Origin of the sequence: Methylomonas sp. LWB (assembly GCF_001856095.1) — a bacterium.
Lineage (GTDB): Bacteria > Pseudomonadota > Gammaproteobacteria > Methylococcales > Methylomonadaceae > Methylomonas > Methylomonas koyamae_A.
In genome coordinates this window covers 24,064-38,790 of sequence record NZ_MKMC01000014.1, presented here as the reverse complement: position 1 = coordinate 38,790, position 14,727 = coordinate 24,064, and the positions used below count along the sequence as shown (strand labels likewise).

Annotated in this window: 14 protein-coding genes; 9 read left to right on the top strand and 5 right to left on the bottom strand. The window is 58.6% G+C overall.

Annotated elements, in window-relative coordinates:
* Positions 1-91: 91 nt before the first annotated feature.
* Positions 92-766: a DNA repair protein RadC gene (radC, locus tag BJL95_RS08840; protein WP_064031008.1), complete on the bottom strand. Its 675-nt coding sequence runs from the start codon at positions 764-766 to the stop codon at positions 92-94.
* A 92-nt stretch (positions 767-858) separates the two neighbouring features.
* Between radC and coaBC the strand changes: the two genes are divergently transcribed.
* From coaBC to argB, 4 genes are read left to right on the top strand one after another with little or no spacing between them, the layout of a single operon-like run.
* A complete protein-coding gene (coaBC, locus tag BJL95_RS08835) occupies positions 859-2,064 on the top strand; it encodes a bifunctional phosphopantothenoylcysteine decarboxylase/phosphopantothenate--cysteine ligase CoaBC (RefSeq protein WP_071157299.1) in 1,206 nt (401 codons plus the stop codon).
* Complete coding sequence (gene dut, locus BJL95_RS08830) at positions 2,036-2,491, top strand: dUTP diphosphatase (protein ID WP_071157233.1); 456 nt, start codon at positions 2,036-2,038, stop codon at positions 2,489-2,491. Before coaBC ends, dut begins: the two co-directional genes overlap by 29 nt.
* A 17-nt stretch (positions 2,492-2,508) precedes the next feature.
* A complete protein-coding gene (locus BJL95_RS08825) occupies positions 2,509-5,085 on the top strand; it encodes a phosphomannomutase/phosphoglucomutase (protein WP_071157231.1) in 2,577 nt (858 codons plus the stop codon).
* A 12-nt stretch (positions 5,086-5,097) separates the two neighbouring features.
* Positions 5,098-5,991, top strand: a complete 894-nt coding sequence (gene argB / locus BJL95_RS08820; RefSeq protein WP_071157229.1) for an acetylglutamate kinase — start codon at positions 5,098-5,100, stop codon at positions 5,989-5,991.
* Here the strand turns inward: argB and BJL95_RS08815 are convergent.
* From BJL95_RS08815 to murJ, 4 genes are read right to left on the bottom strand one after another with little or no spacing between them, the layout of a single operon-like run.
* The gene (locus tag BJL95_RS08815; RefSeq protein WP_071157227.1) at positions 5,974-6,969 is read right to left on the bottom strand and encodes a DUF4124 domain-containing protein; all 996 of its coding nucleotides are present in this window, start codon (positions 6,967-6,969) and stop codon (positions 5,974-5,976) included. The two genes, argB and BJL95_RS08815, sit on opposite strands and share 18 nt — an antisense overlap.
* Positions 6,970-6,983: 14 nt before the next feature.
* Positions 6,984-7,559, bottom strand: a complete 576-nt coding sequence (locus BJL95_RS08810) for a YggT family protein (RefSeq protein ID WP_071157225.1) — start codon at positions 7,557-7,559, stop codon at positions 6,984-6,986.
* Positions 7,559-8,386, bottom strand: a complete 828-nt coding sequence (gene proC, locus BJL95_RS08805) for a pyrroline-5-carboxylate reductase (protein WP_064025274.1) — start codon at positions 8,384-8,386, stop codon at positions 7,559-7,561. The genes BJL95_RS08810 and proC overlap by 1 nt, the downstream gene beginning before the upstream one ends.
* 60 nt (positions 8,387-8,446) lie before the next feature.
* A complete protein-coding gene (gene murJ / locus BJL95_RS08800) occupies positions 8,447-9,991 on the bottom strand; it encodes a murein biosynthesis integral membrane protein MurJ (protein ID WP_071157223.1) in 1,545 nt (514 codons plus the stop codon).
* Between the two features lie 102 nt (positions 9,992-10,093).
* Here murJ and rpsT point away from each other — a divergent pair, with 102 nt between their 5' ends.
* The 5 genes from rpsT to BJL95_RS08775 all read left to right on the top strand — a co-directional run bounded on the left by rpsT (position 10,094) and on the right by BJL95_RS08775 (position 14,717).
* Positions 10,094-10,357, top strand: a complete 264-nt coding sequence (rpsT, locus tag BJL95_RS08795) for a 30S ribosomal protein S20 (RefSeq protein ID WP_064025278.1) — start codon at positions 10,094-10,096, stop codon at positions 10,355-10,357.
* Positions 10,358-10,581: 224 nt separating this feature from the next.
* The gene (locus BJL95_RS08790; protein ID WP_071157221.1) at positions 10,582-11,592 is read left to right on the top strand and encodes a Gfo/Idh/MocA family protein; all 1,011 of its coding nucleotides are present in this window, start codon (positions 10,582-10,584) and stop codon (positions 11,590-11,592) included.
* Positions 11,593-11,844: 252 nt separating this feature from the next.
* Positions 11,845-12,444, top strand: coding sequence for a hypothetical protein (locus BJL95_RS08785; protein WP_064025282.1), 600 nt, complete (start codon positions 11,845-11,847; stop codon positions 12,442-12,444).
* Between the two features lie 4 nt (positions 12,445-12,448).
* Positions 12,449-13,201, top strand: coding sequence for an MBL fold metallo-hydrolase (locus tag BJL95_RS08780; RefSeq protein ID WP_071157219.1), 753 nt, complete (start codon positions 12,449-12,451; stop codon positions 13,199-13,201).
* A 205-nt stretch (positions 13,202-13,406) separates the two neighbouring features.
* Complete coding sequence (locus BJL95_RS08775; RefSeq protein ID WP_064025286.1) at positions 13,407-14,717, top strand: hemolysin family protein; 1,311 nt, start codon at positions 13,407-13,409, stop codon at positions 14,715-14,717.
* The last annotated feature ends 10 nt before the right edge of the window (positions 14,718-14,727 follow it).

Below are 14,727 nucleotides of genomic sequence, written 5' to 3'. Positions count from 1 at the left end.
GATGCTGTCCAAGCGGCGCATGCCCGAAGATTCCCGAGATTCGACTCGGCCGCCCTAGTCGAGTCTCGCGTCCGACTTTCCCGGCGTCATATCATATCAAGCCATGCTCGGCAAACGAATAGGGTAAGCCGTCTCCGACAATAAAATGATCCAGTACGCGTATGTCGAACAAGCCGAGGGCTTGTTTGAGCTTATCGGTGAGCAAGCGGTCGGCCTGACTGGGCTCGTTAATACCGGACGGATGATTGTGGGCGAAGATCACCGCCGCCGCCGCATGGTAGAGAGCTCGCTTGGCAACTTCGCGCGGGTAAACGCTGGCCCCGTCTATCGTGCCGCGAAACAATTCTTCCCACTGGATGACCCGATGCTGATTATCCAGAAACAGACAGGCGAACACCTCGAAATCGTAACCGCGCAATTGCGCGCTCAGATACGCGCGGGTGGCATCCGGGCTAGTCAGCGCGTCGCCGCGCTGCAACACTTCGGAAAAATGCCGACGCGCCATTTCCATGACCGCTTGCAACTGGGCGTATTTGGCATCGCCCAGGCCCTTGCTTTCGCAAAAGCGCTGGCGGTCGGCGGCCAGCAACCCCCGCAACGATCCGAAATCGCGCAACAGCTCGCGCGCCATATCCACTGCCGTCTTGCCGGCGATACCGGTACGCAGGAAAATCGCCAGCAATTCGGCATCGGACAAGGCCGCCGCGCCGCGCTGCAACAACTTCTCGCGGGGACGTTCGTCCGCCGACCAATCCTTGATGCTCATTGTCGCTCCCGGCCGGAAAAAACGGGTCAAGCATAGAAGAATCCGGGGGAGTTTGCCATAATTCCAACTCTTTACCGTTTTGGGGCAAGACGATTAACAAACGCATTTTACTGGGAGTTTGCGGCGGTATCGCGGCCTACAAGGCGGCGGAATTGGTTCGCCTGTTGCGCAAGCAGGGCTGCGACGTGCGCGTCGTCATGACCGCCGCCGCCCGCGAATTCGTCGCCCCGCTGACCTTCCAGGCGCTGAGCGGCCACGCCGTTCACCTTCAGTTATTGGACGCCGGTCAAGAACAGGCGATGGGCCACATTCATCTGGCACGCTGGGCCGACATCGTCGTCGTCGCCCCGGCCAGTGCCGATCTACTGGCAAAATTGGCGCACGGTCTGGCCGACGACTTGTTGTCCACGCTGCTGCTGGCCGCCGACTGTCCGGTCTATGTCGCACCGGCCATGAACCAAGCCATGTGGGCCAAGCCCGCCACCCAACGCAATCTCGCTACACTGGCGGCCGACGGCGCTCGCGTGTTGGGACCTGCCAGCGGCGAACAGGCTTGCGGCGAACTGGGACTGGGGCGGATGCTGGAGCCCGCCGAGCTTTGCGACTGCCTGTTGTCGGACGATCGGGACCGACCGCTACGAGGCGCGCGACTGGTGGTCAGCGCCGGCCCAACCCGCGAAGCGCTGGACCCGGTGCGCTTTATCAGCAATCGCAGTTCCGGCAAGATGGGATACGCATTGGCGGCGGCGGCGGCTCGGGCCGGTGCACAAGTCACGCTGGTCAGCGGCCCGGTCGCGTTGCCGACACCACCGGGCCTCGAACGCATCGACGTCGAAACCGCCGCCGACATGCACGCGGCGGTCATGACACGCATGAGCGAAGCCGATATCTACATCGGCGCGGCGGCGGTGGCCGATTACCGACCCAGCGAGATCGCCCCCGTCAAATTAAAAAAGGGGCGGGGCGCCTCGGTGATAGCATTAACCCAAAATCCGGACATCGTCGCCGATGTCGCCGCGTTAAAGCCCAAGCCGTTCGTGGTCGGCTTCGCCGCCGAAACCGACGACCTGGAAAATTACGCCCGAGGCAAATTGATCGCCAAAAATCTGGACATGATCGCCGCCAACTGGATTGGCCGTGAAGACGGCGGTTTCGACAGAGATCGCAATGCCCTGCAAGTCTATTGGCCTTGCGGGGCCGCGAGCTTGGCGATGACCGAAAAATCCGCCCTGGCCGAGCAACTCATCACTCTGATCGCGGAACATTTTCATGCGAAAAATTCAACTAAAAGTTCTTGATCCCCGTCTGGGCCACGACATTCCGCTGCCGGCATACGCCACCGACGGTTCGGCCGGCCTGGACCTGAGGGCCTGCCTGGACGCGCCGCTGACGCTGCAACCCGGCGCCAGCACGTTGATCCCGACCGGCCTGGCGATTCACATCGACGATCCGCATCTGGCCGCTGTATTGTTGCCGCGCTCCGGCCTAGGCCATAAACACGGCATTGTGCTCGGCAACCTGGTCGGCCTGATCGATTCGGATTATCAAGGCCAAATCTTCGTATCGTGCTGGAACCGGGGCAGCGAGACGTTTACCGTCGAAGTCGGCGAGCGCATCGCCCAAATGGTGTTCGTTCCGGTGGTCCAGGCCGAATTCGAATGCGTGGCCGAATTCGCCGACAGCCAACGCGGCGCCGGCGGCTTCGGCCACAGCGGCCGTCATTAAAATCCGGAGCCGCCGCGATGGGCCGAATATTTAGCATAGTGGCCGCGATAGCGGCTTTGATGGTGCTGGTCACCGGTGCCGCCGGCTACTGGCTGGCGGCGGCCAACGTCCGCGATACCGAGCAATCTAGCGTCACCGCGATTGCCGGCGTGATGTCGGTCGGCGTTGCCAGTCAGATCGACACCCTGCAAAAAGTGGTGGACGGTCTGGCGCAGTCGCCCGAAGTCGCCAATGCCCTGGCCGCCGGCGCAGGCCGCGCCGATTTGGACAAGCTGGCCGCCCGGCTGCAAGACGCGATACCTCAGGCCTTGCGGGTCCGCATTCTGCCGGCCACCGTCAGCGAGCCGGAACTGACGCAAACGCCGAACATGGGCTTCGCCGATCTGGAAATGGTGCGCGCCACGTTGACGGCCAAACAAAAGCCGATGGTGCAAGGCGAGGGCGAACACCGCCATCTGGCGATCACCAGCGCCGTCGTCGCCAACCAGCAGACGCTGGGGGCCATACTGGTCAGCCTGAAACCGGATCTGGTTCAGCAACTCCTGTCCAGAACCATTTTCAATGCGGGCCTGATCGAAATCAAACAGGACCAGAGCGTGATTGCCAGTGCCGGCAACCCGGCCGCCAAACTCGACGAACCGCAATCCCTGCCGTTGACCAACACCCGCTGGCAACTCGATCTCTGGATCGGTAGCGGCGACAGCGCCGGCAACACGGTATTGTTCGCCAGCATTGTCATGATTCCGGCCATGTTGGCCTGCCTGGGATTCTTTATCGGCTACCGCAAATTGCACGACTTTCTGCATCATGACCAAAGCGTGATTTTAAAAGCCGCCAAGGACATGATGGCCGGCAAGAAGGTCGGCAACTACCCGGTATTGCTCGAAGAAATGCAGCCGATCATCTCGGCTCTGGCGCAATTCAAGCGCATCTTGCAACAAGAACAGACCGCCGAGCCGACCGGCACCGGTTTCGCCGACGACCACGACTTTTTCGACGAATCCTTCGACATCGACTTCGTCGAGGAAGCGCCTCAGTCGGCGGCAAAACCGGTCGCCACCGCGCCGATTTCGCTGAATACGGCGCCGATCGCGTTGAATACCGCGCCGGTTTCGCTAGGCCAACCGGCCGACACCGAACCCGGCCTGGCCCCACACCCAGCGCCGGCCTCCAGCCCGGCGCCCAAGCCATCCGCGCCGCCGCCACGACCCGCGCGCAACGACTTCGCCGACAGTTTTCGCGGCTACGACATTCGCGGCATTGTCGGCCGCGGCCTGACCCAGGACGGCGTGCGCGACATCGGCGCCGCTTTCGCCAGTCTGGCGCTGGAACAACAAGTGCCCACCGTCGTCGTCGGCCGCGACGGCCGGCTGTCCAGTCCGGCGTTGGCCGAAGCCCTGGTGGCCGGCATCCGCTCGACCGGTTGCAACGTGCTGGACATCGGCCTGGTGCCAACGCCGCTACTGTATTTTGTCGCCCGCCATTGCGAGGGCCGCACCGGCATCATGATCACCGGCAGTCACAATCCGCCCGACTACAACGGACTGAAACTGGTACTAAACGGCGAAACCCTGGCCGGCCCGGCGATTCAGCAGCTCAAGCAGCGCACGCTGGCCCGCGACTTTCGCCAGGGCGAACTCGGCAAGGTCGAGCTGAATACCTCGTTCAGCAACGAATATATCGGCACGATCGCCGACGACGTGCATCTGGTCCGTCCTATGAAGGTCGTTGTCGATTGCGGCAACGGTGCCGCCGGTTTGCTGGCCCCGATGCTGTTGAAAACCATGGGCTGCGATATTGTCGAATTGTTTTGCGATATCGACGGGCATTTTCCCAACCACCATCCCGATCCCAGCAAGCCGGAGAATTTGGCGGACCTGATCGGCGCGGTCAAGCATTACGGCGCCGATGTCGGCGTCGCGTTCGACGGGGACGCCGACCGCTTGGGCGTGGTCGATTCGTCGGGCAAAATCATCTGGCCGGATCGGCAATTGATGTTGTTCGCCCGTGACGTGCTGGCCGGCAAGCCTGGCTCTGAAGTGATTTTCGACGTCAAATGCTCCAAGCATTTGGAAGAGCAAATCAGGAAGCGCGGCGGCCGGCCGTTGATGTGGAAGAGTGGCCATTCGATGATGAAAGCCAAACTCCACGAGACCGGCGCGGCGCTGGCCGGCGAAATGAGCGGTCATATCTTTTTCAACGACCGCTGGTTCGGCTTCGACGACGGCCTGTACGCGGCGGCGCGCTTGATCGAGATTCTGTCGGCCGACATGCGTTCCAGCAGCGACGTGTTCTCCGATCTGCCCGACAGCATCAGCACGCCGGAGTTGCTGATTCCGCTCGCCGAGGGCGAAGCGGCTGCCGTGATGACCCAATTGGCCGGCAATGCCCGCTTCCCAAACGCTAAGGTCATCGACATCGACGGACTGCGCATCGAATTCGCCGACGGCTGGGGACTGATTCGCGCGTCCAACACCACGCCGGCGCTGACCGCCCGCTTCGAGGCGGACACCAAGGATGCGCTACGCTGGATTCAAGATCAGTTCAAACAGCTGTTGCTACAAATCAAACCCGACCTAGACCTACCTTTTTAATTAAGCTCATTCATGAAAGAAAACACCCCACACCAAATCGCTCACGTTCTGATCGAAGCCCTGCCCTATATCCAAAAATTCAAGGACAAGACCGTCGTCATCAAATACGGCGGCAACGCGATGGTCGACGACGCGTTGAAACATAGCTTCGCTCGCGACATCGTGATGATGAAATTGGTCGGCATCAATCCGGTCGTCGTCCACGGCGGCGGTCCGCAAATCGGCAATCTGTTGACCCGGCTCGGCAAGACCTCGGAATTCGTCGACGGCATGCGCGTCACCGACAGCGAAACGATGGATGTCGTCGAAATGGTGCTGGGCGGCTTGGTGAATAAGGAAATCGTCAATCTGATCAATATGCACGGCGGCAAGGCCGTCGGGCTGACCGGCAAGGACGGCAATTTCATCCACGCCCGCAAGATCGCCATGACCAAGGCCGGCGCCAATGTCGACGATGCGCCGGAAATCATCGATCTAGGCCATGTCGGCGAGGTTAGCAGCATAGACCCGGCTGTCGTGGACATGCTGGTGCATAGCGACTTCATCCCGGTGATCGCGCCGATCGGCGTCGGCGCGGACGGCCATTCCTACAACATCAATGCCGATCTGGTCGCCGGCAAGGTCGCGGAAGTGCTGAAAGCGGAAAAACTGATGTTGCTGACCAACACCGCCGGCATCCTGGACAAGCAAGGCAAGCTATTGACCGGCTTGAGAATGCCGGACATTGATGCACTGATCGCCGACGGCACCATCTCCGGCGGCATGATTCCGAAAACCCGCTGCGCGACCGACGCGCTAAAAGGCGGCGTCAACAGCGTGCACATCATCGACGGCCGGGTCGATCACGCGGTGTTGCTGGAGTTGTTTACCGACCAGGGGGTTGGCACCTTATTGCTGCGCCGCTAAGCCGGATTGCAGATACGGCGCGAAGCTTTGCCGCAAACTCTTGACTTTGGCGCTGTTGCAAAGCTCGTTGCCCAAACTGGACTGACGGCAACGAATATCCAGAAATATCTGTCTGACCTTGCCCTGCTCGAGCAAGGAAGCCGACAGGCTCAAATCGTCGTCTTGTTGCGGCGCGGCCCGCATGATCAATTTTTCGGTCTCCACATCGGGCCCGGTGCTGGAATTGGCCGCGACAAACTCGCCGGCCAGTTTCCAGGCTTTTTGGCATTGTTCGGCGTCCTGGCAAACAAACAATCCCAATTCGTTGCCGGCGTTGCTGGCGGCCAGCGAAGAATTGGCGGCCTTGGCGTCGGCATTGGCCTGGGTCAGAAACTGGAAACGCGCCATGTCGGCCCGAAAGGCTTTTTCGGTATTTTGGCGCTCGCTATGGTGATCGGCCAACTCCTGATTGGACTGGCCGATTTGCTGCTTGGTCGCGGCAATCTCGTCGAGCAGTTTGCCGGGCACTTTCTGGCCGTTGCGTTCGTGTTCGGCGGCTTGCTGTTCCTGCTTCAGCAACTGGCTCTGCAATCGCTCGATATTACCTTCAATGACCTTACGTTTGGCGTCGAAGCTAGCCAATTTGTTGCCTAGGGCCTTTTCCATGTCGTCCAGACTGCGAAACGTGCTGAGCAGCACCTTGTCGTTGGCGGCCTGCTTGGCGACGATTTTTTCCTGTTCCTTGCGCAACGCGTCCAGACGCTTTTGCTGGGCCAATTCCTCGGCGGTCTTGGCTTTTTCGACAGTCTCGACGATCCTGGCTTTCTCGGTCAGAGTTTCCCGCTTATGCTGGACTTGGTCCGGCGGCACTTGGTCGGAAAAATAGACATTGCCGTTTTCATCGACCCAACGATACATCTTCTTGGCCTGAACCGATGGGACGACCAGCAATAATGCCGCGAGCGCGACCAACGTGGTGGTTTTCAACGTGCCGCGCATCGCCGCCCGCCTCGTCAGCCCAAAATCGCGATCAATTGATGCAACGGCGGCAATACCATCATCTTAGCCAGTTGCAGCAACACTAGCGCGGCCAACGGCGAAAGGTCTATGCCGCCTAAATCGGGTATCACCCGCCGGCAGACGTTCAGCAAGGGCTCGGTCAAGCTGTAAAGTATCGACGACGCACCGCTATAGTTGCCGGGCGCGAACCAGCTCAGAATCGCCGCCGCGAAAATCGCGTACACGAAAATATCGAGGATGATTTTCAGCAGATCGGCGAACGACAGCAAGGCTAGCGCGACAAAACCGACCGACAAGTCCTTGACCGCCAAAATCGCAAAGTTCGCCAACATTTGCAACAGCAAGGCCAGCACGAGCGACGAACTGTCGATGCGGCCGAATGCCGGTATGAAGCGGCGCATCACCCGCAACGGCGGATGGGTGACTTTCACCAGAAACTGCGAGACCGGATTGTAAAAATCCGCCTGCGTCCACTGCAGCAAAAACCGCAACATCACCGCCAGGATGTACAGCGAAAACAGCGTGTCGATCAGGAATACCACCGGATCGGTCATGTAATTGCTTCCCATCAATCGGCTCCCAATTGTTTGGCCATTTCAACCGATCTATCCCGCGCCGCGTGCAAAGCCTTGGACACCAGCGCCTCGAAGCCTCCCTGCTGGAAGGTTTCGACGGCGCGCTGCGTGGTGCCGCCAGGCGAGGTCACCCTGGCCCGCAACTGGGCCGGCGAATCGGCCGATTCCAGAGCAATCTTCGCCGCGCCGAGCGCGGTTTGCTGAATCAGCAAGCGGGCGCTACGTTCGTCCAGGCCCATTTGCAACGCGGCGGCTTCCATCGCTTCCATCAACAGGAAGAAATAGGCTGGACCGCTGCCGGATACCGCGGTGACCGTGTCCAATTCGGCTTCGTCATCCACCCACAACGTCAGCCCAACCGCTCGCAGGATGTTCTCCGCCAAGTCTTTTTGTTCGTCGTTGACATTGGCGTTGGCGTGCAATGCGGTGGCGCCGGTCAAAACCAAGGCCGGCGTGTTGGGCATACAGCGCACGATCGCCGTGTCGCCGCCCAGCCATAACGCCAAGCTCCGCTGTCCGATACCGGCGGCGATCGAAACCATCAACCCATGCTTGTGTTTCAGTAGTGGCGCGATTTCCAGCGCCACCTCGCGCAATACTTGCGGCTTGATCGCCAACACGACGACCTCGGCTTCGTTAACGACGGTCGCGTTATCGCGGGCGGTATTCACGTGCAGTTGATCGGCGTGGGCGTTCAACAGCTCAGCCGAAGTGTCCGATACCCAGATCTGCCGGGGCGAATGGCCGCTGGCGATCAGGCCGCGGATCAAACTGGTCGCCATGTTGCCGCCGCCGATAAAACCGATTGTTTTCGTTTTCATAGATAGTTGACTGAATTAAACGTTTATTCGACTTCGTCGAACCCCAATTATTCTACATGACTATGATGGCGCGACGGAAAAACTCAAGTCCCTCGGCCGCAAACCGCAGATCAAAAGCACCGCCGCATACACTGCGATCGCCCCGCCGACCGCCGCGCCGAGTTGCAGGCCGCGCTGGCCGGCGCCCCAGCTGAACCAGACTTCCGGCTGGACAAAGTAAATCAAAAAGCCCGACATCGTCGCGGACGCGATCACAATCCTAGCCGCGAACGCCAACCAGCCCGGCCGCGGCCGATAGGTGCCGTTCCGCAATAAGGCGTTCAGTAACAGCCCGGCATTCAGATAGGCGGCGAGCGTGGCGGCCAGCGCCACCCCGGCGTGTGCTAAAAACGGCACCAACAACAGATTCAACACCCCGTTCGCGGCGACGGCACTCATCCCGAAGCGCACTGGCGATCGGGTATCCAGGCGAGCGGTAAAACCCGGAACCAGGATTTTGATCAACATCAAAGCCAGTAAACCCAGTGCGTAGGCGGCTAGGCTTCTGCCCGTCATATGCACGTCTTCGACACCGAACTCATGGTATTGAAACAATGTGGATAATAGCGGCTCGGCCAATTGGGTCAATCCCAGGGTGGCCGGCACGCCGATCAGCACCACCAGCTTTAACCCCCAATCCAGAGCCGCCGAAAATGCGGCACGGTCGGCGGCGATATGGTTTTTCGATAGATTCGGTAAAATCACCGTCGACAACGCGACGCCGAGAATGCCGAGCGGGAACTCTACCAGACGGTCGGAATAATACAGCCAGGACACGCTACCGGCCGCCAGAAAGGAGGCGATCAACGTACCAACCAGCATGTTGATCTGGGCCACCGAGACGCCGAAAATGGCCGGCAACATCAGCTTGACGACGCGCTGTACGCCCGGATCGCGGTAAGCCCAGCGCGGCCTCGGCATCAAACCAATTCGCCAAAGCGACGGAATTTGAAACAACAGCTGCATAATCCCCGCCGCGAATACGCCCCAAGCCAATGCGGTGATCGGCCGCTCCAGATGGGGAGCCAGCCAGACCGCCGCCGCGATCATCACCAGATTCAAGATGACCGGCGTCAGTGCCGGGACCGCGAATCGGCCCTCCGCGTTCAGGATTGCCCCGGCGAACGCTACCAGCGAGATGAAAAACAGATACGGCAATGTGATTCTGAGCATCTCCGCCGCCGGCACGAAATGAGCGTGATCGGCGACGAATCCCGGCGCCACCAAGAGTATCAGCAAGGGCGCGGCCATCGTGCCCAACAACGTCATTAAAAACAACAACCCCGCCAGCGTACCGAAGGTACGATCGATGAAGCCTCGCAACGCGGAACGTTCGCCTTGCCCGCTATATTCGGCAAGTACCGGTACGAAGGCATGGGCGAACGCACCCTCGGCAAACAAACGCCGCAATAAATTCGGAATCCGAAACGCCACGAAGAAGGCATCGGTATCGGCGTTGACGCCAAACAGGTTTGCGACCAACATGTCCCGGATAAAGCCCATGACTCGCGATATCATCGTCATGCTGCCGACTATCGCCGTCGACTTATATAATTGCTTGCTCACTGCGTATCCTGTCGCCGGTCCGGAGTCAATTAAAAGTTGACAATCATAGCATCCAAAAAGATAATGCGCGGTTCCTAACCAACCCAACGACTTGATACCCCTATGGCTAATTCACCACAAGCTAAAAAGAGAGCGCGTCAGGCAGAGGAAAGCCGTATTCGCAATGCCGGACAACGCAGCAATCTCCGCACGTTCATCAAAAAAGTTATCGCCGCCGTCAAGGCCGGTGACAAAGAACAAGCGCAAGCGGCCTTCAGATCGGCCGTGCCGGTGATCGATTCCGCGGTCAATAAAGGCTTGATCCATAAAAACAAAGCCGCCCGCAGCAAAAGCAGATTGAACGATAAACTGCGCGCGATGGCTTAATACGGCCCCGCCGACCGAACCCAAGGCCGAAGCCCGAAACGCTTCGGCCTTTTTTATGCGCGGGGGTTTCTTCACGAGCTGGGCGTGCGGAACTTATGCATTGGTATTCATTCAAAAGACCGCCGCCAAGCTTCCCCGACCGCCATCCTAAACCCGACGGCTTGCGGTCGGCGGGCAAACTGCTAATCTGATCCATCAATGTCGATTCATCCGAGGCAAACACGATGAACAATCCGACCCGACTACGCTGGGGAATCCTCGGCGCCGCACGCATCAACGAACGTCTGCTGCCGGCCATCGTCGAAGCCGACAACGCCGAATTGGTGGCGATCGCCAGCCGCCGCCCCGGCGCCGGCGCCGAAACGCTAGCCAAATACGCGCCAAAGCCGACCGGAGCACAGTGTTACGACAATCTCGATGCCCTACTTAAAGACGACGACGTGCAAGCGGTGTATTTGCCGATGGCGAATCAAGAACACGCCGAATGGGCTCTGCGGGCTATCGAACACCGCAAGCACGTATTATGCGAAAAACCGATGGCGCTGACGATTGCCGATATCGATGCCATCGAAATTGCCGCCCGCCGCTACAATGTCAAAGTCATGGAAGGCTTTATGTATCGTTTCCATCCGCAGCATCAGCGGGTTCTTGAATTGATAAACGCCGGTTTGATCGGCGAGATCCGCTCGGTCAGGGCCAGTTACTCGTTCATGATGAGACCGGCCCGCCTTTATCGGCTGGCCGACGACACCGCGCACGGTGGCGGCGCGATGTGGGATATCGGCTGCTACGCAATTCACAGCCTCCGGCTATTTTTCCGGCAAGCGCCACTGGCGGTCAGCGCCGTTTCCAAATACGTCGAAAGCGGCGCCGACAGTGTCACTAGCGGCATTGTCAATTTCGGCGACGGCCGCTACGGTCACTTCGATTTCAGCTTCGAGCGGGCTCGTCGTTGCGAATACGAAATCATCGGCACCCATGGCGGCATTAAATGCCACGTCGTCTGGCAGCTGCCGGGCGACGTGCCGGCGATTTCCTGGTGGACCGAAGACGGCCGTCAAGCCGAAGAGCGTTTACCTTACAGCAACCATTTCCGGCTGGAAATCGAACATTTTTCAGATTGCGTGCTAAATAACCGCGACCCGGCATTGTCGCTGGACGACGCCCGCGCCAATTGCCGCATCATCGTCGCCGCGCTGCAAGCCGCCGCCGAAGGTCGAACCGTTAAAATTTAGCCTACGGTTTACCGGCGCGTCATCATCCGGCTCATTTGCCTCCGACGACGCGGTAACCCTTGCAGGCCGACACGTCGAGACAAACGATTCCGTAAACGGACTTAGGGAATAGGCAATGCTGTCTGCCCTTGGAAAGGCCGGACTCGTTCGCCGTGAAAATCAGGGCCAGCTCAAACATTCGCCACCTGATCCAACCCACTTACCCGCGGTAGCGTAGAATGCCCCGCCAATTTGACTAGGAGACTAAGCGCCATGCCGATAAATTCGATTTCCGCGCAGCTGGACATGCAACGGATAGTCTCGCTGAACGAACACATCAAGGAAATCTTGCGGATTTCTTCCGCGTCTTATCTGGTTGCCATCAATTCAATGCTGATCTCGAAAGCCTCCGGCCAGCGTCTACTGGGTTTCGGTGTGGTCAGTTCGGAACTAAGACAGTTCAGTCGAAAGCTGGAAACCGCGATGATTCAGCTCAGCCAGTTAACTTATGCGATGTCCAAAAAAGCCGCCATCTTTAAAAAACTCAGCCGCGAGCGTCATCTGTTGATGACGACGTTAACCAAAAGTCCGCGCGGCGAACAGACGATGAAACTCCCGCTGCAAAACAAATCGGCGGCCTTGCTGTCGGTAACCGACGAGTTTGCGGAAGACATCGAAAAACTAAACCGCTATTCAAAGCGCACGTTACAACTGTGCAAGGCCGGCAACGCCTTGGCGAGGTCGGCCAAAATCGAAGCCGCGCACGGTGGTGATATGCGTCAAGTATTGAACGAAATCGCCGAACAAATCGAGAAAACGGTGCTCAACATCATTTCGCTATTGACGACCTTACGGGCTTCGCTGGAGCACTGAACTCATGAAAAAACTCGAATTTATCTACGAACACGGTCCCCACAAATGGGTCGCCATCGCCCGCGATCCAACCAAGGCCAGCTACTTGATCGATACCAACGAATACCTGATCCTCAACGGCGAGCAGGCGATACTCACCGATCCCGGCGGCATGGAGATTTTTCCCGACGTGTTTTCGGCGATCGATACCGAATTCAACCCTAACCAAATCATAGGCCTGTTTGCATCCCACCAAGACCCGGATATCATTTCCTCGCTAGCACTATGGCTGGAATTCAACCCCAAACTGAAATGCTATCTGAGCCGGCTGTGGACTAGCTTCGTCCCTCATTTCGGCGGCAATGCCGATACGTTTATCGCGCTACCCGACGACGGTACAACCTTTCTGTTAGGCAACCTCGAACTGGAAGCAATCCCTGCGCACTACCTGCATTCCTCGGGCAACTTTCAACTCTACGACCGCAAAGCGAGCATACTGTTCTCCGGCGATGTCGGGGCAGCCTTGTTGCCGAGCGCGAACGCAGGGCTGTTCGTTGAAGACTTCGATAGCCACATCCAATACGCCGAAGGCTTTCATAGGCGCTGGATGGGTTCTGAGTCGGCCAAGCTGGACTGGTGCGAACGCGTCAGCCGCCTCAAGATCGACATGCTTTGCCCGCAACACGGCGCCATTTATCGTGGCAACGATGTCGAACGCTTTATCAACTGGCTGGCCGAATTAAAAATCGGCACCGGTATCGCCAGTCAGCGGACTTAGCTTGACTACTCCAACGACGACACATGACCAGCCGCCTGGTCCGAGCCCGTCCACCTAACCACCAACATTGACCGCCACCCTGCTCGACGCCCATAGCCGCTATCGCTTTGCGAGGCGATGCGGACCGGCGCAAAGCAACGCGCAAGCGTCGGCGTCGCGATGCGATCGGCTATAATGGCTATTCCGTTGTGGTTTTCAAAAATGTATGAACACTCTTGTTTTGGTTGCCGGCGCCTTGCTATTGGTCGGTTTGAACGGTTTTTTCGTGGCCGTCGAATTCAGCTTGGTGAAATTACGGCAAACCCGTATCAAAGCCATCGAACAAACCCACGGCTGGCGCGGCCGAATTCTCGCCAAAGTTCATAGAAAACTCGACACCTATCTATCCGCCTGCCAACTCGGCATCACCCTCGCCTCGCTGGGCTTGGGTTGGATCGGAGAACCGGCCTTCGCCGACCTATTGAAACCGATGTTCGCCGAAATGGGCGTTACCTCCGCCGAAATTATCCACAATGTGTCGTTTGCGATTGCCTTCTGCACTATTTCGTTTCTGCACATTGTCGTCGGCGAACAAGCCCCCAAATCGCTGGCGATTCGCAACCCCGAAGGCATTGGGTTGTGGAGTGCCGGACCGCTCTACGCCTTTTACTGGATCATGTATCCGGCAATCTGGTTGCTGAACGCCAGTTCTAATCTGGTGCTGCATCTGGCCGGCTTGTGCAGCGAAGGCCATCACGACAGCCATTATTCGACCGACGAAATTAAATTGATTCTGCGCTCCAGCAGCGCCGGCGGCGGCTTCACCAAGGACGAGCGCAACGTACTGGCGAAATCGCTGGATTTCGGAAAGCTAGAAGTCTCGGATTTGATGCGCCCGATCCACGAAGTGAAAGCGCTATACCGTGGTCAACCCACCGAGGAAATCCTGCAGACCATTTGCGACAGCGGCTACAGCCGCTATCCCTATTTCGACAACAATCGGATCGACCTGCTCGGCTTGGTGCATTTGAAGGATTTGTTTTTGGCCCAACAGCAAGGTCAGCCGCTGGACGACTTGCAGGCCTATCTCAGACCAATCCAGCACATTTCCGCGCATCTACCGGCGTTGGAGTTGTTCCGGCGCTTTACCAAGGGCGCGCCGCACTTGGCGGTGGTGGGCCAGAAAGGCCAAAAACCGGAAGGCTACATTACGTTGGACAATCTGCTGTCGGCCTTGGTTGGCGAGATTCGCGACGAATTTGCCCGCTCGCAAAGCGACTGGACCCGCCTGGAAGACGGCGGTTTGCTAGGCAAGGGCAGCCTGCCGATCTTCTCGCTGGAGCGGATACTGGGCGTCGACGTCGAAAACGAAGAACTGGATTTGGACGACGTCGATTCGGTGGGCGGCATGATCCTGGCACAACTGCAGGACATTCCCGACGTCGGCGAACGCATCGCCTTTAACCGCTTCGACATCGTCGTTAAGGAGATGAACGGACCGCGCATCGAATGGGTGTTGGTCTATCCCAAGGACTAAAAAGCGGGCG

Bases quoted from the DNA above. Each gene is read 5' to 3' on its own strand.
- radC (WP_064031008.1), bottom strand. From the start codon at position 766: ATGAGCATCAAGGATTGGTCGGCGGACGAACGTCCCCGCGAGAAGTTG.
- dut (WP_071157233.1), top strand. From the start codon at position 2,036: ATGCGAAAAATTCAACTAAAAGTTCTTGATCCCCGTCTGGGCCACGAC.
- BJL95_RS08825 (WP_071157231.1), top strand. From the start codon at position 2,509: ATGGGCCGAATATTTAGCATAGTGGCCGCGATAGCGGCTTTGATGGTG.
- argB (WP_071157229.1), top strand. From the start codon at position 5,098: ATGAAAGAAAACACCCCACACCAAATCGCTCACGTTCTGATCGAAGCC.
- BJL95_RS08815 (WP_071157227.1), bottom strand. From the start codon at position 6,969: ATGCGCGGCACGTTGAAAACCACCACGTTGGTCGCGCTCGCGGCATTA.
- BJL95_RS08810 (WP_071157225.1), bottom strand. From the start codon at position 7,559: ATGGGAAGCAATTACATGACCGATCCGGTGGTATTCCTGATCGACACG.
- proC (WP_064025274.1), bottom strand. From the start codon at position 8,386: ATGAAAACGAAAACAATCGGTTTTATCGGCGGCGGCAACATGGCGACC.
- rpsT (WP_064025278.1), top strand. From the start codon at position 10,094: ATGGCTAATTCACCACAAGCTAAAAAGAGAGCGCGTCAGGCAGAGGAA.
- BJL95_RS08790 (WP_071157221.1), top strand. From the start codon at position 10,582: ATGAACAATCCGACCCGACTACGCTGGGGAATCCTCGGCGCCGCACGC.
- BJL95_RS08785 (WP_064025282.1), top strand. From the start codon at position 11,845: ATGCCGATAAATTCGATTTCCGCGCAGCTGGACATGCAACGGATAGTC.
- BJL95_RS08780 (WP_071157219.1), top strand. From the start codon at position 12,449: ATGAAAAAACTCGAATTTATCTACGAACACGGTCCCCACAAATGGGTC.
- BJL95_RS08775 (WP_064025286.1), top strand. From the start codon at position 13,407: ATGAACACTCTTGTTTTGGTTGCCGGCGCCTTGCTATTGGTCGGTTTG.